Source organism: Streptomyces sp. NPDC058685, assembly GCF_042714725.1.
GTDB lineage: Bacteria > Actinomycetota > Actinomycetes > Streptomycetales > Streptomycetaceae > Streptomyces.
In genome coordinates this window covers 83,305-105,728 of the sequence record NZ_JBHXSL010000022.1, presented here as the reverse complement: position 1 = coordinate 105,728, position 22,424 = coordinate 83,305, and the positions used below count along the sequence as shown (strand labels likewise).

Genomic DNA, 22,424 nt, shown 5'->3' with positions numbered 1-22,424 from the left:
CGCGGTCAGACCGCTGTAGGTGTAGAAGGAATTGCGGCCCGGGAACATCTGGTTGAACTGGGACTCGCTGACCACGAAGCCACCGGGCTGCGGGTTCCCACCGCCGGGCGCCGACCACTTCTGGTTCGACTGTCCCGAACACGTCCATATCTGGAGCCGTGTGCCGTTGGCCGTGCTGCGGTCGCGGACGTCCAGGCACTTGTTCGCCTGGGGGTTGACGATGTCGTTGGCACCGGACACGACCCACTGCTGGTTCGGCGTGCCGGCGCAGTCCCACAGCTGGACGAGTGAGCCGTCCGCCGTACCGCGTTCGACGATGTCGAGACACTTGCCGAGGGCCCGGATCGTGCCGTCACCCGGGAGGGACCACCGTTGCGCGTTGCTGCCGTTGCAGTCGTAGAGCTGCACGGGCGTCCCGTTGGCGCTGCTCGCTCCGGCAACGTCGACACACTTGCCGCCCAGCCCGCTGATCTGGCCGTCCGCGGCCTGGGCTGGCGCGGCGAACAAGGCGGCGAACAGTGCGGCGATCGCCAGGCCGGCGGCGGACCGTCCCACGGAGCGGCGTCTGGGGAGAAGGCGCGCGAGGGGTGTGAGGGACATCGTTGTCTGTCTCCTTTTCGCGAGCCGCGGACCATGAGGCCACCGGTCCCGCGCCATGGGGGACGCGCGGGCTCGGCGGGCACACCGGACGTACGGCTGGGGGCCGGCGGAGGGGGTGGGACCAGGAGTGCGGGGCTGTCGCGCAGGGAAGCGGGCTGTCGCCTGGTCCAGACCATGGCAGCGGTCTCGGATGCAGTCAATAGTTGAACAACCCTGCCCTGTATGTGGCTTGAAACCCCCCGCATGCCTCCGGGACGTGAAGTCGGCGACGTCTCCGGGCGGTCCTCCCGCACCTGCCGCCTCCAGGGCGTGTACCGCTCGTCCGCACCCTGGGCGGTAGCGATGCCTCCGGTTCCGTACCGCGGTCCGTTCTGTGTCTACCGTCGGTAATCGCTCCTGCGTAGACTCCACATCTCCCCGAGTCCGACGAGAGACGCTGGAGCGGACGACGATGTCTGCAGAGCAACACCCCCGACGTGAAGTCGTCACCGGCGTACCGCGCAACGCCCGGCGGGCCCCCGGCCACGCGCCCGCCCGCTCGGAGATCAGTGAGCAGACAACCCTCGGCGCCACCTATGTGCGCTCTCTCATGCGCAGCCAGCTGAGAGCCGCGCTCTACGCGCTCGGCACCCTTGCCCTGCTCGTCGGTTCGCTGCCCCTGCTGTTCGCGCTCCCGGCCGTGTTCGACGGCACCCTGGCCTCGCCGGAACCGTTCGTCTGGGCGGCGCTCGGCCTCGCCGTCTACCCCGTGATGTGGCTGACGGCCCGCTGGTACGTCCGCCGGGCCGAGCGCAACGAAGAGGACTTCACCCGACTCGTCGAAGGACGCTGACGGCGTGCCGCGGACGGCAGGGCCCGGTGACCGGACCGGCGCACGGCGGCCGGGCGGGCGGAGATGAACCAGACCTACGCGGTCACCGCCGTCACCGTGGTGGTGCTCGCCACGGTGCTCATCGGCGCGCTCGGGCTGCGAATATCGCGCACCACCTCGGACTTCTACGTCGCCTCACGCACGGTGAAACCTGGCCTCAACGCGGCGGCCATCAGCGGTGAGTACCTCTCCGCCGCCTCGTTCCTCGGCATCGCGGGCCTGGTACTGCTCCAGGGACCGGACATGCTCTGGTACCCGGTGGGATACACCGCCGGCTACCTCGTCCTGCTGGTACTGGTGGCCGCGCCCCTCCGCCGCTCCGGGGCCTACACCCTCTCCGACTTCGCCGAGGCCCGGCTGGAGTCCGCCGCCGTGCGCCGGCTCGCCAGCCTCTTCGTCGTCGGCATCGGCTGGCTCTATCTCCTGCCCCAACTCCAGGGCGCGGGCCTCACCCTGGAGATCCTCACCGGCGCACCCGACTGGGTCGGCGGACTCGTCGTGGCCGTCGTCGTCACCGGGGCGGTCGCGGCGGGCGGCATGCGCAGCATCACCTTCGTCCAGGCCTTCCAGTACTGGCTCAAACTCACCGCACTGCTCGTGCCCGCGCTCTTCCTCGTGGCGGCCTGGGCCCACGACGACGCCCCGAGAGCCCGTTTCGACGCGCCCGCGCTGCTGCGCGAGCACACCGTCGTCCGGGTCGGCGACACCGTACGCGTGGAGCTGGAGAAGCCGCTCACCCTCACGGTCCGCGGGGAGATCGACGGCACCGCCCACGACAACCGCACCGTCACCCTCGACGAAGGCACGCACAGGATCGACGCCGGTACCCGCCTCGGCTTCCCGGAAGGCGCGGAGGTGCCCGAACGGGCCTTCACCGGCGACGATCCGGCGAGCTGGTCGCAACCGCTGTCCGGCGGCCGCGACGGTTACCACCTGTATGCGACGTACGGGCTCATCCTCGCCACCTTCCTCGGCACGATGGGCCTCCCGCATGTGGCCGTCCGGTTCTACACGAGCCCCAACGGACGCGCCGCGCGCCGCACCACGCTCGTCGTGCTGGGACTGATCGGCGCGTTCTATCTGCTGCCTCCCGTGTACGGCGCACTCGGCCGTATCTACGCACCCGAACTCGCCCTCACCGGGGACGCGGACGCCGCCGTGCTGGTACTGCCGGAGCGCGTCGTCGGCGGGATCGCGGGCGATCTGCTCGGAGCGCTGCTCGCGGGGGGCGCGTTCGCCGCCTTCCTGTCCACCGCCTCCGGACTGACCATGTCCGTCGCGGGCGTCATCACCCAGGACGTGCTGCCCTCACGCGGCGTACGCCACTTCCGGCTCGCGACCCTGCTCGCCATGGCGGTTCCGCTGGCCGTGAGCGTCGTCGCCACGAACGTCCCGGTCGCCGACGCCGTCGGGCTGGCGTTCGCGGTGTCCGCTTCCTCGTTCTGTCCGCTGCTGGTGCTCGGCATCTGGTGGCGCAAACTCACGCCGCCGGGCGCCGCGGCGGGCCTCGTCATCGGCGGCGGCACGGCGCTCACCGCGGTGATGGCCACCCGCGCCGGACTCGCTCCCGAGGGCTGGCCGCACACCCTGATGGCGTGGCCCGCCGTCTGGTCCGTACCGCTCGGCTTCCTCACCATGGTGCTGGTGTCGCTCGCCACCGCACGCCACATACCGCGGGGCGCCACCGCCATGCTGGCGCGACTCCATCTGCCGGAGGACCTCGTCGGCAGACCCCAGCCGGAGGGAGCGGAGCGATGACCGGGACCGGACTGGCCGCACTCGCGGCGGCAGGTGTCGTCCTCCTCGCGATCGGTGTCGTCGTCGGCCGCTTCACCGCACGCCGCGGCGGGGAGAGGGACCTCGACCTGGGCACACCCGTCGAACGGGCGACCTTTCACACCCTGCACACCGCCTCGCTCGCCGCACCGCCCCTGCGTGCCGGACTGACCGAGGACACGGCCCGCAAGGCCGCCCGCCGGCTGCGCTCCCTGCTCGGCACCGAGGCGCTGTGTCTCACCGACCGGGAGACCGTGCTCGCCTGGGACGGGCCGGCCGCCGACCATCACGAACAGCGGGTGATGGAGCGCGTCGCAGAGATGCTGGAGTCGGGGCGCAGCATGAGTGTGCGCACCGACTGCGACGAGCTGGAGTGCCCGCTGCGCTGGGCCGTGATCGCCCCGCTGACCGGTGAGGAAGGGGTGCTCGGCGCGCTCGTCGCCTACGGCTCGCGTGAGTCGGCCGTGCTGGTACGGGCGACGACCGAGGTGGCCCGCTGGGTGTCCGTACAACTGGAGCTGGCCGAACTCGACCGGTCCCGGACCCGGTTGATCGAGGCGGAGATCCGCGCGCTGCGGGCCCAGATCTCACCGCACTTCATCTTCAACTCCCTCGCGGCGATCGCCTCGTTCGTCCGGACCGACCCCGAGCGCGCCCGCGAACTGCTGCTGGAGTTCGCGGACTTCACCCGCTACTCCTTCCGCCGGCACGGCGACTTCACCAACCTCGCTGACGAACTGCGGTCCATCGAACAGTATCTGGCGCTGGCCGGAGCCCGGTTCGGCGACCGGCTGAAGGTGACGCTCCAGGTCGCACCCGAAGTGTTGCCGGTGACACTGCCGTTCCTGTGCCTCCAGCCGCTCGTCGAGAACGCCGTCAAACACGGCCTGGAGGACTCCAGGAACGAGTGCCGGGTCACCATCGCCGCCCAGGACGCCGGTGCCGAGGCCATGGTGACCATCGAGGACGACGGCGTGGGAATGGACCCGGCCGTGCTGCGCGCGATTCTCGCGGGGGAGCGGCCCGCGACATCGGGCATCGGGCTCTCCAACGTCGACGAGCGACTGCGCCAGGTGTACGGGGACGACTACGGCCTCGTCATCGAGACCGGCGTCGGTGCGGGCATGAAGATCACGATGCGGTTCCCCAAGTACCGTTCGGGTGTGCACTCTTCGGCCGGCCGCCGCTCCTCCGGCTGACCGGTCCGGGTGCCGTCGTCGTGCGCGCCCGAGCGCCGGTGTCGCACATGTGCGCGGGTCCGGGCCGACCGCAGCGGTCTGATCAGCGGATTCCCGGGTACCTGATGCGGACGTGGATCATTCACCGATGGGGAGGGGACCTCGATGGCGACGGAAGCGCAGCAGGACGCTGTCAGATCGGACGGTCGCGACGAGACGCCGGACGAGCGGGCCGACCGGCAGTGGAGCGAACTGGTCCAGGAGATACGCGTCGCCCAGACCGGCGTGCAGATCATGTTCGGCTTTCTGCTCACGGTCGTCTTCACGCCCCGGTTCGTGACGCTCTCCGGCACCGACAAGACCATCTACATGATCACTGTGGTGCTCGGGGCGGCGGCCGTGGGCGCCCTGATCGCACCCGTCGCCTTCCACCGGATCGTCTCCGGACGGCGTATCAAACCGCATGCCGTGCAGTGGGCTTCACGGCTCACCTTCACCGGCTTGCTTCTGCTGCTGGCCACGCTGGTCTCGGCGCTCCTGCTGATCCTGCGGGCGGCCACGCACGACCACATCGTGCCCTGGATCGTCAGCGGAGTGTTCGCCTGGTACGTGCTCTGCTGGTTCGTGCTGCCCCTGTGGGCGAAGCGCCGGCACACCACGGCCCCGTGAAGGGGACCCGGCACACCACGGCCCCGTGAAAAGGGACGCGGCGCAGGGACGACTGAGTCCCGCCCGGTGTCCGGGAGCGACGGCACCGACCGAGCGGCCCGCGTGTGCGGGAGCGACGGCAACGACCGGGCCGCCCGGCCGGTGTCAGGCCCGTGCGACCCCGGTGAGCCGGGCGATGTCCCGCGGGTCCAGACCGGTGAGCTGCGCGATGCGCGCGGCGGGAACGCCGGCATCCAGGGCGCGGTGCACCAGGGCCTCCCAGTCCTGTGTCACCTCACGGAACCCGAGAAGCTCGTTCTCCATGTCCGTCACCCCCTGAGGAGCACACTGCTGCTGCACGCGGAAGGTCTCCTCCTCGCTCAGCGGGATGGGCAGCCGGTCGACGTCCTCGGGAATGAAGACCTCGGAACCGCCCGGCAGGATCCGCACCTGCTCGGAGGAGGCGGAGACACCATGGGCGTCCAGCCAGCCGCGGACCGCCGGGGTCTCCAGGCACTCCAGGCCGCCGACCGCGCCGAGTGCGGCCCCCAGCAGAGGAGAACGGTCGGGGAGCAGGAAGAGACAGGCCTCGTCAGCCATGGTGCGGAACCGCCTTCGTCGTGGAGCAAGCGGACACCGATGTTATCGCCGCTCAGCGGCGCCGCCCGCCGCGCCCCACCGGGGTCCGCCCGCCGGAGGGCCGAACTGCGGAACGAGCGGACATACGGCGATACTGCGCCCGCGCGGGCCGGGCTCTCGTCGCGATCCGGACCGGCTTCCGGGCAACGCGGTCGCATGCGGGGCGGGCGCCGGACCGCAGCGTGCGGGTGATCTCCCCCGGTGCCCCGGACACCGGGCGTGGCGCGCCCGTGGCGGCGTGTGTCCCGAGGTGCGAACGGTGGCGAACACGCGGAGTGTGGAAGTAACCCGATCGGCCTACGGCAACCCGTCCGGGAGGCTCACAGCACGGGGTGAAGGAGCAGACCATGACAAGCCATGTGAGCGGGGCTCGACCGCACTCCACGTCGCGGAGTTCCACCAGCAGCGGGTTCGTCACCGGCTGGACGGTGTTCGCCGGCGTCATGATGATCTTCGGTGGTCTCATGACCCTCTTCGCGGGCATCGCCGCCATCGCCAAGGACGACGTCTTCGTCGCCACGCGCAATTACGTCTTCCAGTTCGACCTCACCGGGTGGGGCTGGATCCACATGATCCTGGGCATCGTCATCGTGATCGCAGGGTTCGCCCTCTTCCAGGGCTCCACCTGGGCCAGGGTGGCCGGTATCGCGCTCGCCGGTCTGGCCATGCTGGCGAACTTCCTGTGGCTGCCGTACGCCCCGTTCTGGGCCATCGTGCTGATCGCCATCGACGGCTTCGTGATCTGGGCACTCTGCGCACCCCGCCACTCGGAGTCCTCGGCTCACTGAGCGAACAACTCGAGGCGGGCCTCGATCAGTACCCGCTTCCCCGGCCCGCCACCGGGACGCTTCCGGCGGCGGGCCGGTCTGTCCGGGCGTGGCCCTGGCGGGACAGACCGGCCGGGGCCGAGAAGGGAGGAGAGCGGAGTGGGCGATCCCACCGGGCCGCGTCCTTCCGGACGCGAGTGGAGCGACGCCCTCCTGGAGGCGCTGTTCACCGAGTCCCCCACGGGCCTCTACCTGTTCGACAAGGACCTCAGACTGATCCGTATGAACACCGCGGCGCGCGGGTGGCGGGGGGTGACCGTCGAGGATCACGCGGGCCGTCGCCTCGGGGAAGTGGTGCCCGGCTTCGACACCGAGGCGATCGAGGCCATGCTGCGGCGGGTGCTCGACACCGGGAAGGCCACGATCGACTTCGAGCAGCGCGGCTTTCCGCCCACCGATCCCACCCGCGAGTACGTGGCGTCCATCTCGGCCTTCCGGCTCCAGGGCCGAGGCGACACCGTCGACGGGATCGGGGTGGCGGCGGAGGTCGCCGATGTCACGGCGCAGTTCCGTGCGCGCAACCGTGTGCTGCTGCTCAACGAGGCGAGCGAACGGGTCGGCAGGACGCTCGACATGACCGGCACGGCGGAGGAGTTCGTCGAGTTCGTGGTCCCGGCGCTGGCCGATGCCGCCACGGTCGATCTGTTCGACTGTGTGCTGCGTGGAGGCGAGCCCCCGGCCGGGCCGGTGGAGGCGCACCTGCCGCTGAGGCGTGTCGCCCGGCGCGACGTGGAGAGCACGGGCGCGGACGGTGATCGGGACGGCTCGCTCCCGCTGATCAGCCTCGACCCGCCGACCCCCTACACCCAGAGCGTCGTCGATCATCAGCCGCGGCTGATCCAGCAGCCCGGCGTCGACCCGGGCGTCCCGGGCACCGGCGGCCGCGATCCGGCCGGCGAGGAACCCGGCTCCGTCCTGGTGCTGCCTCTCGTCACCCGCGGAGTGGCGCTGGGCGTGGCCGTGGTCCGGCGGAACCACCACTCCGACCCGTTCGACGACGACGATCTCACGATCGCCGCCGAGGTGGCGGGGCGGATGGCCCTGAGTCTGGACAACGCCCGCCGGTACGAGCGCGAGCACGCGACGGCCCGTACGCTCCAGCGCGGGCTGCTGCCTCCCGCCTTGCCGCGGGTCTCCGCCGTGGAGACCGCCCATCGTTATCTGCCGGGTCTCGACGCCGGCGGGGACTGGTTCGATCTCCTCACGCTGTCCGGGGGCCGGGTCGCACTCGTGGTGGGTGACGTCGAGGGCCACGGCCTGGCGGCCGCCACGACCATGGGGCAGCTGCGGACCGCCGTCTCCACACTGGCCGCGATGGACCTCCAGCCGGACGAGGTGCTGTCCCGCCTGGACGATCTGATGTCCCGGATGGCCGAGGAGAGGACCAGGCTCGCGTCCGACGCGACGAGCGACCAGAATCCCGGGGCGAGCTGTGTGTACCTCGTCTACGATCCCGTCTCCCGGCTGTGCACCTTCGCCCGGGCGGGACACCCGCCGCCCGTGCTCGTCCGGCCGGACGGGCACACGCAGGTCCTGGACGGCGGGGCGGGACCCCCGCTCGGACTCGGCGGGCTGCCCTTCGAGGCCGAGGACATGGAACTGCCCGAGGGAAGTCTGCTGGCCCTCTACACCAACGGGCTGATCGAAGGCCGCCGGGCCTCCGACGACGCGCTGGGCCGGCTCCAGCGTGTCCTCGGCCATCCGGGACGGTCCCTGGCGGACAGCTGCGACGAGGCCGTGTCCGCGGTGCGGCCGCGGCGGGCGGACGACGACGCCGTTCTGCTGCTGGCGCGCACCCGCTCCCTCAGGTCCGACTCCGTCGCCACCTGGACCCTGCCGCTGGACCCGGCGATCGTCTCCACGGCGCGCACCCTGGCAGGCCGCCAGCTCGCGTCCTGGGACCTCGACGACCTCTCCTTCACGACCGAGCTGATGGTGAGCGAACTGGTCACCAACGCCATCCGGTACAGCACGGGCACGGTCGTGCTGCGTCTGATCCGCGACGGCGACTCGCTCCTGTGCGAGGTCTTCGACAACAGCACCACCGCGCCGCACCTGCGCCGTTCCCGCGACAGCGACGAAGGGGGGCGCGGTCTGCTGCTGGTTGCCCAGTGCTCGCGACGCTGGGGCACACGCCTGACGGCCACGGGCAAGGCGATCTGGGCCGAACAGCCGTTGCCCGAGCCCGTGTCCACGCCACGCCTCGCGAAGCGGCCCGCGGATCCGGAACCGCCGGTGTGGCAGGAGGCCGGGCCGTCGGCGTGAACTCCTGCCGCCCGCGCCGATCGGGCCGTTCAGTTCAGTCCCTGGTCGAGGGGAACGCGTCGGCGCGGACATGGGGCATGGCCCGACTGGCCACCCGGTAGCGGCCGTTGGGAAGCTGGGCCGACGAGGTGGTGACGCGTACGGTCAGCGGACCGGCCCACTCGTATCCCCGCGTCTCCCCATGCCGGGCGAGCGAGTCCGTCAGCGCCCGTCCCACCTCCCCGACGCGCCGCAACAGCTCCTTGTGCACACTGCGGGTCAGTTCGATCTCGTACGCGTTGGGTACGACGACGCGGCTCTGGCTGCACACCACCGCATGGGTGTCGCACTCCCCTCGCAGCGCGTCGACCAGTTCCACCGGGTCCCGATGAACGACCTTGGCGAGCAGCCCGTCCTGCCAGCGCTCAAGGGCCTGCTCCCACCGCTTCAGATGTCCCATAGGAGTTCGCGTGCCCGTGATACCGGCAGATCACGCACGCCGGAACGGCGCTGTCCCCGGACGGCGGAACTCCGGTGCCTGTGCGATCCGCACGACAGACCTACGGCGCGGGCGCTCCCGCCGGTGCGCTGTGCCGGGCGTGGAGAAGGAAACTGCGGGCGGCGGCACTGAGCGGCCCTCGCGGGTGTGCGATACCGACCGGACGTAAGAGAGGCGGGCTGAAGGAGCGGACCTCCACCCGGTGATGGAACACCCGGAACACCGTGTCCCGGTATCCGATCAGCGACCCGGGTTCCTCCGTCGCACCCGTCCGTGTGTCCGGTCCCTGGTCGTTTTCGGCCACGGCCACCGGTCGCACACCGAGCCGGACGAACATCGCTTCGAGCTCGGTACGCCGGCCCGTACCCGGGGGAGGGAGGACCACCCTCAGGCCGCCCAGCATCCGCAGGGGCACCGGGTCGGGCAGCTCCGAGCCCGGTGGCGAGATCAGCACGATCTCGCGGTCCTGGAGGCGGTACGCCGACAGCTCCTGGTCCACCGGCAGATGGACCAGCCCCAGCTCGGCGGCGCCGTCGACCAGGGCGCGTTCGAGTGCCTCGCGGCTGTCGTGCCGGAGGAGCCGTACGTCGATCTCCGGGTGGCGCTCCACGAACGAGGGCACGAGGTCGGCGGCCACCGCACCGCAGAGGGCCGGCGTCGCAGCCACCTTCACGGTGGCCCGCAGCGCACTTCTGCGGGCTGTGCCGACGTCCTCGATCGCTCCGACCGCGTCGAGGACCGTTCGCGCCAGACGCACGACACGGGTGCCCTCGGCGGTCAGGGTCGCGCGCCGGCCGCGGCGGTCCAGGAGTGTCACGCCGAGATCCCGCTCCAGGGACTGGATGGACCGGGAGAGGGCGGGCTGGGCGATGTAGACGGAGCACGCTGCGGCTGTGATGGAGCGGCAGTCAGCGACGGCGACGAGGTATCGCAGCTGTTGCAGTGTGGGGGTCATGTGCGGACGTTAGCCCTCCGGGTCTGAGCCCTGAAAGAGGCACTCAGGTCAACAAGTCCCGGGCCGCATATGAAATCTGACGCACCGTCTGTTGCCAACCATACCTCTGCGGCATGGATGGGCGGATGGGCGTTGACACTGCCGTCGGGCCGCCGCAGGATGCAACGCGGCTTGCGAAGTTACTGGCCGTTAATCACCTCAGGCACCCGCGCACCCCCCACCTCACCGCCGTCGTGCCCCGCTCCCTCGACCGGCCCTGCACGGAACCCAAGGAGAGCCTGTGATCTCTCAGCCTGCCCGGCGTTCCCACCGGGATCTTGTCGTCGTGGTCAGTCCGTTCGAGGAGCCCCGCCCCCGGATGGTCGCGGCGGCGGAACGAGCGGGAGCCCTGGGCATTCTCGATCTCGGCAGGGACCGCGACCGGGCGCTCGCCGCCATGGCCGCACTGAGTGGCCGATACGGCGTGCGGGTACCGGCCGGATGTCTGCTTGCCCCCGGCGACCTGCCCGCCGCCGTGGACACCGTGCTCCTGGCCGAATCCCACTGGCGCGGTGGCACCGGCGCCTGGTCGGACGGTGGACGGCGCCGGGTGTGGGCCGAGATCGTCAGCCCGGCGGAAGCCGCGGACGCCGTCGCCGCGGGAGCCGACGGCATGGTGGCCAGAGGTCACGAAGGCGGCGGCCGTGTCGGCGAACCGACCACCTTCGTCCTTCTCCAACGCCTGCTCGCCGACCCCCGGTTGACCGTCCCCGTGCACGCCGCGGGGGGCATCGGCCTCCACACCGCGGCGGCCGCCGTCGCCGGCGGGGCCGCGGGAGTCGTCCTCGACACCCAACTCGCCCTGACCACCGAGGGAATGGAAGGACTGCCCCGCGCGGTGGCCGACGCGCTGCGTGCCATGGACGGCAGCGAAACCACCGTCGTCGCAGGCCATCGTGTCTACACCCGGCCCGATCTCGCGCTTCCCGAGGGCGACATGGCCGAGCTGCTCGGCGCGGGAGACCTGCGCGGCGTGCCCTTACCCGTCGGCCAGGAGGGGGCGACGGCCGCCCGCCTCGCCGCGCGTCACCGCACCACCGGCAGTGTCGTCCAGGCAGTCCGTGCGGCGATCACCGGCCACATCGGTGCGGCCGCCCGGACCCGGCCCCTGCTGCCGCGCCCCGGCGACGACCTGCTGCCCGTCGTCCAGGGCCCCATGACCCGGGTCAGCGACCGGTCGGCCTTCGCCTCCGCTGTGGCCGATGCGGGCGGACTGCCCTTTCTGGCCCTGGCCGTCATGGACGGCCAGGAGGTGCACGACCTGCTGACCGAGACCGCCGGGCGGCTGGCCGCCCGGCCCTGGGGCGTCGGTCTGCTCGGCTTCGCCCCGGACGAGCTGCGCCGGGCACAACTGGAAGCGGTCGCCGCCGTACGCCCGCCGTACGCGATCATCGCGGGCGGCCGGCCCGCCCAGGCCGCTCCGCTCGAAGCGGCCGGCACCCGGACGTATCTGCATGTGCCCTCACCGGGCCTGTTGGAGCGCTTCCTCGAAGAGGGCGCCCGGCGCTTCGTCTTCGAGGGGCTCGAATGCGGCGGACACATCGGTCCGCGCGCCGCATTCCCGCTCTGGGAGGAGCAGATCGAGCGCCTGCTCGCCTTCCCGCACGCGGAGGAACTCGACGTCCTGTTCGCCGGAGGCGTCCACGACGAACGCTCCGCCGCCATGGTCGCGGCCGCCGCGGGGCCGCTGGCCGAACGAGGAGCCCGCGTCGGCGTCCTGATGGGCACGGCCTACCTCTTCACCGAGGAAGCCGTCGCCGCCGGTGCCGTACTGCCCGGATTCCAGCAGGCGGCGCTCGACTGCGACACCACCACGCTCCTGCGTACGGCTCCGGGACATGCCACCCGGTGCGCCGTCACCCCGTACGCCGACACCTTCACCGCCACGGCCGAGCGGCTGCGCGCGGACGGCGCGAGTCCGAACGAGGTCTGGGAGGAGCTGGAGAAACTCAACCTCGGCCGGCTGCGGATCGCCAGCAAGGGCCTGCGCCGGACCGGATCGGAGCACACCCCGGTCGACGAGGACGAACAGCGCGCCGAAGGCCTCTACATGCTCGGCCAGATCGCCACGGCGCGCACGTCCGTCACCAGCGTCGCGGCCCTCCACGCCCAGGTGACCGAGGGCGCGACGGCCCTTCTCGCCGAGCGCGCCCGGCTGCTCGGTGCCGACGAGGCCGTCCCGGAGACGGAGGAACGGGCACCGCTGGAGATCGCCGTCGTCGGGATGGCCTGCCGGTATCCCGGCGCGGACGACCTCGCGGGGTACTGGGCCAACATCGTGGCCGGGACCGACTCGGTCACCGAGGTCCCCGCGGACCGCTGGGACACCGCCGCGTATCACGACCCCGACCCGGCGCGGGCGGGCGAGCGGACCCCGTCCCGCTGGGGCGGCTTCCTGGACCCCGCGCCCTTCGACGCCCTCGCGCACGGTATCGCCCCCGCCTCCCTCGGCAGCATCGAGCCGGTCCAGCTGCTCGCCCTCGACACCGCGGCACGCGCCCTCGCGGACGCCGGATACGCACCCGGACGGCACTTCGACCGGTCCCGCACCTCCGTCGTCTTCGGAGCCGAAGCGGGCACCGACCTCGCCGGCGCCTACGGTTTCCGTGCCCTGCACCGCGGCTACCTCGGCGACCTGCCGCCGGGTCTGGACGCCCAACTGCCCAGGCTGACCGAGGACTCCTTCCCCGGAGTGCTCGCGAACGTCATCGCAGGGCGCGTCGCCAACCGTCTCGACCTCGGTGGCGCCAACTGCACCATCGACGCCGCCTGCGCCTCCTCCCTCGCCGCCCTCGACCTGGCGTGCAAGCAACTCGGCGACGGGGACAGCGACATGGTGCTGTGCGGCGGGGCCGATGTGCACAACAGCCTCAACGACTACCTGATGTTCGCCTCCGTACGGGCCCTCTCGCCCACCGGCCGCTGCCGTCCCTTCGACGCGAGCGCAGACGGCATCGCCCTCGGGGAAGGCGTCGCCTGCCTCGTCCTCAAACGCCTCGCCGACGCGGAACGCGACGGCGACCGCATCTACGCCGTCGTCCAGGCCGTCGGAGCATCGAGCGACGGCCGGTCCCTCGGTCTGACCGCACCACGCCCCGAAGGACAGCGCCGGGCCCTGGACCGCGCCTACGCGAGAGCCGGGATCGAGCCCGCCGACATCGGTCTGGTGGAGGCGCACGGCACCGGCACCGTGGTGGGTGACAGCGCGGAACTGTCCGTCCTCACCGAGGTCTTCGGCGGACAGGAGACCGGCTTCTGCTCACTGGGTTCGGTCAAGTCACAGCTCGGACACACCAAGTGTGCGGCCGGCCTCGCCGGCCTCATCAAGGCGGTGCGGGCCGTGCACTCCGGTGTACGGCCGCCGACGCTGCACCTGACCGGCCCCAACGCGGACTGGACGGCAAGGACCAGCCCCTTCTTCTTCGACACCGAGGCCAGACCGTGGGCCGCGCCCGCGGGCAGTCGGCGGGCCGCCGTCAGCGCCTTCGGCTTCGGAGGCACCAACTACCACGCCGTGCTGACCGGGTACGCGCAGGCCGAGGAGCCCGAGCACGGCCTCGACGTCTGGCCGGCGGAGCTCTTCCTGTTCCGTGGAGCCGACCGGCAGGCGGCGGTGCGTGCCGTCGGCCGCCTCACCGCCCGCCTGGAGCAGAACGACGCGGCCGGGCGGCCCTGGCCGCTGCGCGACCTGGCGGCCGAAGTCTCCACCCAGGACGGTCCGGTCCAGGTGGCCGTCGTCGCGACGGACCTCGACGACCTGGCCGAAAAGCTGTCCCACGCCCGCGAGTTCACGGCCGGCGACGGAGTCCACGTGCGCCAGGAGGGAGACGGGAGCGGCCGGACGGCCTTCCTCTTCCCCGGCCAGGGCAGCCAGCGCCCGGGCATGATGGGCGACCTCTTCATCGCCTTCCCGCGCCTGCGCTCGGTGCTCCACGACGCGGACCCCGGCTGCGTGGCGGCCATGTACCCGCCCGCCGCGTTCACCGCCGAGGAGCGGGAAGCACAGCGCGCCGCCGTCACCGACACCCGGACGGCACAGCCGGCGCTCGGTCTCACCGGGGCGGCGGCCCACCGCCTCCTCACCTCGCTCGGCGTGCGCCCGGACTGCACGGCCGGCCACTCCTACGGAGAACTGGTCGCCCTGTGGGCGGCGGGCGCCTACGACACCGCGACCCTGCTGCGGCTCAGTGACCGCCGTGCCGCGGCCATACTCGCCGCGGCGGGGGACGACCCGGGAGCCATGGCCGCCGTACCCTGCGCGCCGCAGGACATCGCGGGCCCGTTGGCCGGCTGTGTCGTCGCCAACCACAACGCGCCCCGGCAGAGCGTCATTTCCGGTCCGACCGCGGCCGTGGAGGCCGCGGTGGCGGAGTTGCGTGCGGCCGGCGTGGCAGCCGAGCGCATCCCGGTCGCCTGCGCCTTCCACAGCGAGGTCGTCGCCGGTGCCGCGGACCTGCTGTCCGCCGAACTCGCGGACGCGGACGTGACCGCCCCCGACCTGCCGGTCTGGTCCAACACGACCGCCCGCCCCTACGGCGCCGAATCCGCCGCCGTGCGGGAGCTGCTCGCCCGTCAGGTCGCCGAGCCCGTCCGGTTCGTCGACCAGATCGAGGCCATGTACGCGTCCGGAGTGCGGATCTTCGTCGAAGCCGGACCCGGCCGCGTGCTCAGCGGACTGGTGGGCCGCATCCTGGGCGACCGCCCGCACACCGCCGTACCTCTCGACGTCCGCGGCGAACACGGCCTGACACGACTGGTCACCGCGCTCGCCGAACTCGCCGCCGCAGGTGTCCCCGTCGATCCGGAACCGCTGTTCCGTGGCCGTGCCACAGCTCTGCCCACCGAGGCGCCCCGTCGCCCGGGCTGGCTGGTGGACGGGCACCTCGTGCGGACCGCGGACGGTGTGCCGGTGGCAGGAGGGTTGCAGCCCGCCCGACGGGTGGAGGCGTCGGTCCCGGCAGCGGCGGACGACCGCCGGGAGGACGCGGTTCTGGAGTATCTGCGCGGAGCGCGGGAGCTGGTCGCGGCCCAACGAGACGTTCTGCTGGGCTACTTGGGGGCGAGTGGGGAGGTCCCGTCCCCGGTGCGCGAGGCCGTGCCTCGGGAGTTCGCGCCGCAGGACATCGTGGACGAGCCGACGGCAGACAGGCGCGCGGCGGACGAGGACCGACCCCTGACACCCGCTCAGCTCATGGACGCCGTACTGGAGATCATCCACATCCGGACCGGCTATCCGCGCGAGATGCTCGACCCGGCACTCGATCTGGAGGCCGACCTCTCGGTCGACTCCATCAAACGGGTGGAGATCATCGGTGCGCTGGCCGACCGGATCGGGCTGCCCTCCGGGACCGGCGGCGCCGAGGAATCGGCCGTCGAGGAACTCGCCCGCATCAAGACGATCAGCGGCATCGTCGACTGGATCGTGGCCCGCGGTACGACGTCGACCGGGCACGGTACGACGGTGGCCGAGGGCGCTGTGATCACGGCCGAATCGGGTCCCGGAGCCGGTCCGGCAGGCGGCGAGCTGCCTGCCCCCGCAGCCGGCCGTGTACCTCTGACCAGGCTGCTCGTCGAAGTCGCCTCGGTCGAGCCGCCCGCGACGCGGGACCCCGCCGACGCCCTGGCAGGGCGGCAGTTCGCCGTCGTCGACGACGGACTGGGCGTTGCCGTCGCCCTCGCGGCGGCACTGGAGGAGCAGGGCGCGGAAGTGCGCACCGTGCACCCGGACCGGCTGGCCGATGCCGCGGGCTGCGACGGCGTCGTCGACCTCAGTGCCCTGCGCCCGGCGCCCGCCCCGGTCCTGCCGGAAGCCTTCCGCGCCCTGCGGGAAACCCTGGTGGCCGGGACGCGCCAGTTGCTGCTGGTCACCGGCTGCGGAGGAGCGTTCGGCCGGGTCGCCGTTCCCGCGGACGTGGTCGCCGACCTGCTGCCTCAGGGCACACCCGAGGCCACGGACCCCATCCCCGGGGCCGGCCTCTACGGGTTCGCCCGCTCCGCCGCCATCGAATATCCGGGAGCGGAGATCCGGGCCGTGGACATCGACCCCAAGGACCGTCCCGAGCGGATCGCCTCGCATCTGATCGCCGAACTGTGCTCCCCGGACGAGCCCGTCGCGGTCGGCTACACCAACGGCACCCGCAATGTGCTGCGCACCGTCCCCGTACCGCTGTCCGGCCGGGGACGGCTGCCCCTGCCGCTGAGCCGCGATTCCGTCGTCCTGCTGACCGGCGGGGCCCGGGGGATCACCGCCCGCACCGCTCTCGCGCTGGCGGACGCCACCGGCTGCCACATCGAACTCATCGGCCGTACTCCGGCGCCCGACGACGCGGAGGATCCGGCTCTCGCCCATGCCCATGACCGGGTCGCGCTGCGTGCCGCGCTGGTCCACCAGGGACTGCGTACGCCCGCCGACATCGAGGCGGCCGCAACCCGGATTCTCGCCGCGCGGGAGGTCCGGGCCACCCTGGACGCCGTGAGGCGCGTCGCTGCCTCCGTGCGCTACCACGCGGCGGATGTCACCGACCCGCAGGCCGTGCACGCGGTCGTTCGTGACGTACGCGCCCGCCACGGCCGGCTCGACGGCATCGTGCACGGAGCGGGGACCATCGAGGACCGGCTCCTGTCCGACAAGGATCCGGCCTCCTTCGCCCGGGTCTTCGGCACCAAGGTCGACGGCGCACGTCACCTCGCCGACGCCGCGGCCGACCACGGGCACGCCCCCGCACCGGAGTTCCTCGTCCTCTTCGGCAGCGTCGCCGGGGTTTTCGGCAACCGCGGCCAGGCGGACTACGCGGCCGCCAACGACGCCCTGGACACGCTGGCCACCACCCCGGCCTGGTCGCGCCGCTTCCCCGGGCGGGTCCTCGCCGTCGACTGGGGCCCCTGGGCCGCCGAGGCCGGCGGCATGGTGACTCCCGAGCTGGAGCGGATGTACGCGAGCCGGGGAATTCCGCTGATCGACCCCGACGGCGGCACGGACGCGTTCCTCGCCGAGCTGGCACACGGCACCACGGGCCAGGTCGTGCTGCTTGCGGAGCAGCCCGGCGACGGGTTCGGAGGGCGGCCGTGACCGACCCGGGCCGCGGCCCCCGTCCCACCGACGCCGCCATCGTCGGGATGGGCGCGGTCTTTCCCGGCGCGGGAGACCTGGTCGCGTACCGCCGCAATCTCTACGCGGGCACCGACGCCATCACCGACGTACCGCCCGGGCGCTGGGACCCGGAGGTGTACTACGACCCGCACGGCAGCGAAGGCCCGGCACGCAGCGACCGCTTCTACTGCCGGCGCGGCGGCTTCATCGACGAGCTGACCGCCTTCGACCCGACCCGCTACGGCATCATGCCCGCGGCCGTGGCGGGCGCGGAGCCCGACCAACTGCTCGCGCTGCGCGTGATCGCCGAAGCCGTCGCCGACGCCGGGGGAGAGGAGGCGCTGCCCGACGACCGCTCCCGGATCGGAGTGATCCTCGGCCGCGGTGGCTTCATGGGGGTCGCCACCGCCCGCCTCGACCAACGGGTCCGTACCGCCCATCAGTTGGCGACGACCCTGCGCGAACTCGCCCCGGAACTGGGCGAGGACCGGATCGCCGCGGTCCGCGATGCCTTCCAGGCCGGCCTCGGACCGGAGCGGCCCGAGGCGTCGATCGGCCTCGTCCCCAGCTTCACCGCCGCCCGGACCGCCAACCGCCTCGACTTCCGGGGCCCCGCCTACACACTCGACGCCGCATGCGCCTCCTCCCTGCTCGCGGTCGAGCAGGCGGCCGGGCTGCTGGCGGCCGGGAGCTGCGACCTGGTCGTGGCGGGGGCCGTGCACCACTGCCACATCGCCACCTTGTGGAGTGTCTTCACCCAGTTGCGGGCGCTGAGCCCCAGCCAGCACATCCGTCCCTTCGACCGCGGGGCCGACGGCACCCTGCTCTCCGAGGGCACCGGAGTGGTCCTGCTGAAGAGGCTCGCCGACGCCGAACGGGACGGTGACCGTATCTACGCCGTCGTCCGGGGCGCCGGTGTCGCGGGCGACGGACGAGCGGCGAGCCTGATGAGCCCCCTCGTGGACGGACAGGTGCGCGCACTGCAACTCGCCTGGCGGCAGGGCGGCCTGGACCCGACCGCACCCGACGCACTCGGCCTGCTCGAAGCCCACGGCACCGGGACCCCGGTGGGGGACGAAGCCGAACTCACCACCCTGGCACGGGTGTTCGGATCGCGGGACGCGGGCGATGAACCCGTCGCGATGGGCTCCGTGAAGTCGATGCTCGGCCACACCATGCAGGCGTCCGGGATGGCGGGCCTGATCAAGGCCGTACTCGCCGTGCACGACAGGATCCTGCCGCCGACCCTCCATGTGGACGATCCGCACGAAGGGTTCGCCCGGACACGGATGCGCCCGGTCACCGCGGCCGAACCGTGGGAGCGCGGCCGGGCACCCCGCCGGGCAGGTGTGAACGCGTTCGGCTTCGGCGGCATCAACGCGCATGTGGTGGTGGAAGAGGCCCCGGGGGCGAGGGTTTCGGACGCCGCGTGGCCGCGGCTCGCGGGGGCGGCGGTTTCCCGTGCCGTGCCGACGTCCCCCGTTGCGGCCAGGGGGGTCACCGAGACCACCGGGGCCGACGGGGACGTGCTCCTGCTCTCGGCCGTCCGACCGGAGGACCTGGCCGCCTCCCTCGCGCGGTACCCGGACCCGGCAGTCGACCCTGCGACCGAGTCCCGCGGCGGGCCGTACCGGCTCGCCGTCCTCGGGCCCACCCCGAAGCGCCTGGCCCTGGCCGCCACGGTCGTCGCCAGGGGACGGCCCTGGCGGGGCCGCGGCGGCGTGTGGTTCACGCCGGACCCGCTGCTCGCGTCCGACGACGCCCGGCTGGCGTTCGTCTTCCCCGGCCTGGAGCCGGACCTCGTACCGGACGTGGACGACGTCGCCGCGCTGCTGCGGCTGCCGAAGCCCACCCTGACCGGCGGTGGCGCGCTCGTGGAACGCGCCGTCGACGCCATCGCCACGGGCCGGTTCTTCTCCCGCGTGCTGCCCGAACTCGGCGTCCGGCCGGACCTGTTGGCGGGACACAGCCTGGGGGAGTGGACCGCGATGGTGGCCGCGGGGATGTATCCCCAGCAGGCGGTCGACACCTTCATCGACTCCCTCAGGCCGGGAGATCTCGATGTGCCCGACCTCGTGTACGCGGCGCTGGGCTGCGGAGCGCGGCAGGCCACCGAGGCGCTGCGGGGCCTCGACCGCATCGCGGTCAGTCATGACAACTGCCCGCACCAGTCAGTGCTGTGCGGGGAGCCCGGCCCGGTGGCGGCGGCACTGGCCCGCCTGGCCGATCAGGGTGTGCTCACGCACGAGCTGCCCTTCCGGTCGGGTTTCCACACACCGATGTGGGCGCCGTACCTCGACCAGGTGCGCGCCGCCTTCGACAGACTGCCGTTGCGGCCGCCGACCGTGCCGGTCTGGTCGGCGACGACCGTCTCTCCGTACCCGGATGCGGATCACGAGATCCGCGATGTGGTACTGCGACACCTCCTGGAGCCGGTGCGCTTCCGGGAGTTGACGTCACGGCTGTACGCCGAGGGGGTGCGCGGCTTCGTCCAGCTGGGGCCCGGCAGTCTCCCCGGCTTCGTGGGGGACACCCTTCATGGTGAGAGCCATCTGGTCGTCCCGGCGGGCGCCGGGCCGGGTGAGGGCGTTGCCCAACTTCGGAGCCTGGTAGCGGCGTTGTGGACCGAGGGGCTGCAGCCGCGCTGGGAACGACTGCTGGAGCGCGGGCCCTCACTCCTCCCGACGAGCATGCCGCCACCACCCGTGGCCCCGGCCGAGGCAGCGGCGCCCTCCGCTACCGCCGAGCCCGCTGGACTGCGGCTCGACCTGGGCTCACCCCTCGTACGGCTCGACGGCAAGACGCCTTCGCTCACCCTCGGCACCGGCCGTGCGAGGACCGCCGTCGACCGGCCGGTACTGCTGTCGGCCCTGGACGCGGTGCTCGACGAGACGGAGAGCGCCGTGCGGAGCGTGGCCGACGCCTGGCGCTCGACGGCGGCACCGGCACGTTCGGCAGCAGGCGAGGCGGCCGCGCCCGCGCATTCCCCGGCTCGCGCGGCGGCCGCACCGGCACGTTCGGCAGCAGGCGAGCCGGCCGCGCCCGCGCATTCCCCGGGTCGCGAGCCGGCCGCGCCCTCCCGCCCCGAGGCCCGCGCGGCCACCGCACCCGAGGCCCACGCGGCGACCGCACCCGAGGCCCGCGCGGCGGCCGCGGTCCCGTCTCCCGCCCGCCGGACCCGGCGGCAACTCTCTCTGGAGACGATGCCGTACGTCCGCGACCACTGCGTCTACCTCCAGCCCGACGACTGGCCCGAGCCCGCCGACCGGTTTCCCGTCGTCCCCATGACCACCCTGCTGGAGCTGGCCGCCGACGCCGCTCGCGAGGCTGTGCCGGGACGGACGGTGACCGGCTTCGAGGACGTACGCGCACTGCGCTGGCTGCCCGTCGCCCCGCCCGTGGACGCCGAGATCACCGCGACACCGTCCGTGGAGCCCTTCGAGGGCGGTGGCGCGCGCGTACGCGTGGAGATCGCCGGCAGCGCGACCGTCACCGTCGTCCTGGCCGACCGCCACCCCTCCGCGTCGGCCCCCGATCGGGCATCCCTGACGCGTGAGGGACCGCCTCCCGTCAGTGCCGAGGCGCTCTACCGCGACCGGTGGATGTTCCACGGGCCCGCCTTCGCCGGGGTCCACCGCGTGGACGCCGTCGCCGAGGACGGCATCCGCGGTGTGCTGCGGGCCCTGCCCGCGCCCGGCGCGCTGCTCGATGCGGCGGGTCAACTCCTTGGGCACTGGATGCAGTTGCGGCTTCCCGAGGACCGCCTCGTCTTCCCGGCCTCGCTGGAGCGGATCCACCTGCACGGACCCGCACCCCGCGAGGGCGCCCTGCTCGGTGCCACGGCGCGGATCCGCGCCGTAAGACCGGACTCCGTACGCGGGGATGTGGAACTCACCGCCGGTGACGGCACGGTGTGGGCCCGTCTGGAGGGTTGGACGTACCGGCGCTTCGCGGCCGACGAGCGGGTGTGGCCGATGAAGTTCACCCCGGAGATCTGCGGCATCGGCGAGCCGCAGCCCGGCGGCTGGTGTCTGGCCAGACGCCGCTGGAGCGATGCGGCGTCGCAGGAACTGGTGATGCGCCGCTATCTGGGGGCGGACGAGCGCGCCGTGTACGAGGGACGTCCTCCGCGCGCCCGTTCGGCCTGGCTGCTCGGGCGGATCGCCGCCAAGGACGCCGTACGGCAGGCCCTGTGGGACACCGGCGCGGGGCCCCTCTTCCCCGTGGAGATCCCCATCGGCAACGACTCGCTCGGCCGACCCGTCCCCGAGGGCCCCCTCGCCGCAGGTCTGCGACTCTCCCTCGCGCACAAGGACCGGATGGCGGTCGCCTGCGTCCACACCGGCAGCTCCGTCGGTATCGACATCGAAGCCGTCACGGACGACCCGGACGCCCTGACCCCGATCGCGCTCACCGCCGACGAGCGGCGGCTCGCCGACGACCTCGCGGCGCGGGAGGGAATCGGTCACGCGCAGGCGGCCACCGTGCTCTGGTGCGCCAAGGAGGCCGCGGCGAAGGCGGAGGGCAGCGGGCTCGGCGGCCGCCCCCGGCAGTGGACCGTTGCCGAGGGACCCGCCGGACTGCTCGTGAGCTCCCCCGAGGGCAACGGCCACAGCATCCGGACCACCACCGTCCTCGGACCAGCCGAGCCGGACCGCGCCCCCGAGACGTTCGTCGTCGCCTGGACGGTCCCGGCGCCCACCCCCACCCATCGAGTCACCCCCACCCCCACGGAGGCCGGACATGGCATCTGACCCCACCGCCGAACGCATACTCGCCGAGATCACCGCCATGCTCGTCGAGACCGTGGGCGACGACTTCCTGCTGGAGGAGGAGGTCACCGCGGACACCACGTTCAACGAGGATCTGGCCCTGGAGAGCATCGAGTTCGTCGCCTTCGCCGAGCTGCTTCAGCAGCGCTACGGCACGGCCGTGGATCTCATGGCCTTCCTGGCCGAGAAGGACATGGAGGAGATCCTGGCGATGACGGTCGGCGATCTGGTGGCCCACATCGCGGGCAGGCTCCCCACGACACCGGCCCCGGTCGTCTGAGCCGGC

At 72.7% G+C, this 22,424-nt stretch carries 13 protein-coding genes; 9 read left to right on the top strand and 4 right to left on the bottom strand.

What is annotated here, in order from left to right; genetic code table 11:
* Positions 1-600 (bottom strand): ricin-type beta-trefoil lectin domain protein (locus ACFWU3_RS19720; protein ID WP_384438864.1); only part of this gene is annotated, 600 nt, incomplete at its 3' end.
* 451 nt (positions 601-1,051) lie between these two features.
* Here ACFWU3_RS19720 and ACFWU3_RS19715 point away from each other — a divergent pair.
* The 4 genes from ACFWU3_RS19715 to ACFWU3_RS19700 all read left to right on the top strand — a co-directional run bounded on the left by ACFWU3_RS19715 (position 1,052) and on the right by ACFWU3_RS19700 (position 5,094).
* Positions 1,052-1,432, top strand: coding sequence for a hypothetical protein (locus ACFWU3_RS19715; protein ID WP_384438861.1), 381 nt, complete (start codon positions 1,052-1,054; stop codon positions 1,430-1,432).
* A 63-nt stretch (positions 1,433-1,495) separates the two neighbouring features.
* Entirely contained in the window at positions 1,496-3,229 is a 1,734-nt protein-coding gene (locus ACFWU3_RS19710) for a cation acetate symporter (RefSeq protein WP_384438858.1), read from the top strand.
* Complete coding sequence (locus tag ACFWU3_RS19705; RefSeq protein WP_384438855.1) at positions 3,226-4,446, top strand: histidine kinase; 1,221 nt, start codon at positions 3,226-3,228, stop codon at positions 4,444-4,446. The genes ACFWU3_RS19710 and ACFWU3_RS19705 overlap by 4 nt, the downstream gene beginning before the upstream one ends.
* A gap of 144 nt (positions 4,447-4,590) precedes the next feature.
* On the top strand, positions 4,591-5,094 hold the full coding sequence (locus ACFWU3_RS19700) for a DUF6328 family protein (protein ID WP_384438852.1): 504 nt from the start codon (positions 4,591-4,593) through the stop codon (positions 5,092-5,094).
* Between the two features lie 144 nt (positions 5,095-5,238).
* Here the strand turns inward: ACFWU3_RS19700 and ACFWU3_RS19695 are convergent, their stop codons facing one another.
* Entirely contained in the window at positions 5,239-5,673 is a 435-nt protein-coding gene (locus tag ACFWU3_RS19695; protein WP_384438849.1) for a DUF6003 family protein, read from the bottom strand.
* Between the two features lie 386 nt (positions 5,674-6,059).
* Between ACFWU3_RS19695 and ACFWU3_RS19690 the strand changes: the two genes are divergently transcribed.
* Both ACFWU3_RS19690 and ACFWU3_RS19685 read left to right on the top strand, forming a co-directional pair.
* Positions 6,060-6,500 (top strand): hypothetical protein, encoded by a 441-nt coding sequence (locus ACFWU3_RS19690; RefSeq protein ID WP_384438846.1) that lies wholly within the window; start codon positions 6,060-6,062, stop codon positions 6,498-6,500.
* Between the two features lie 138 nt (positions 6,501-6,638).
* Entirely contained in the window at positions 6,639-8,804 is a 2,166-nt protein-coding gene (locus tag ACFWU3_RS19685) for a SpoIIE family protein phosphatase (RefSeq protein ID WP_384438843.1), read from the top strand.
* 34 nt (positions 8,805-8,838) lie between these two features.
* Here ACFWU3_RS19685 and ACFWU3_RS19680 read toward each other — a convergent pair whose 3' ends face one another.
* Positions 8,839-9,243 (bottom strand): DUF3662 domain-containing protein, encoded by a 405-nt coding sequence (locus tag ACFWU3_RS19680; RefSeq protein ID WP_384438840.1) that lies wholly within the window; start codon positions 9,241-9,243, stop codon positions 8,839-8,841.
* Between the two features lie 100 nt (positions 9,244-9,343).
* Entirely contained in the window at positions 9,344-10,237 is an 894-nt protein-coding gene (locus tag ACFWU3_RS19675) for a LysR family transcriptional regulator (RefSeq protein ID WP_384438836.1), read from the bottom strand.
* A gap of 280 nt (positions 10,238-10,517) precedes the next feature.
* On the opposite strand from ACFWU3_RS19675, the gene ACFWU3_RS19670 reads away from it, so the two are divergent.
* From ACFWU3_RS19670 to ACFWU3_RS19660, 3 genes are read left to right on the top strand one after another with little or no spacing between them, the layout of a single operon-like run.
* Positions 10,518-17,345, top strand: coding sequence for an SDR family NAD(P)-dependent oxidoreductase (locus tag ACFWU3_RS19670; protein WP_384438833.1), 6,828 nt, complete (start codon positions 10,518-10,520; stop codon positions 17,343-17,345).
* Positions 17,342-22,120 carry a beta-ketoacyl synthase N-terminal-like domain-containing protein gene (locus ACFWU3_RS19665; protein WP_384438830.1) on the top strand — a complete coding sequence of 1,593 codons (4,779 nt, stop codon included), beginning with the start codon at positions 17,342-17,344 and terminating at the stop codon, positions 22,118-22,120. Before ACFWU3_RS19670 ends, ACFWU3_RS19665 begins: the two co-directional genes overlap by 4 nt.
* Positions 22,110-22,418 (top strand): phosphopantetheine-binding protein, encoded by a 309-nt coding sequence (locus tag ACFWU3_RS19660; protein WP_327677326.1) that lies wholly within the window; start codon positions 22,110-22,112, stop codon positions 22,416-22,418. Before ACFWU3_RS19665 ends, ACFWU3_RS19660 begins: the two co-directional genes overlap by 11 nt.
* Positions 22,419-22,424: the final 6 nt, after the last annotated feature.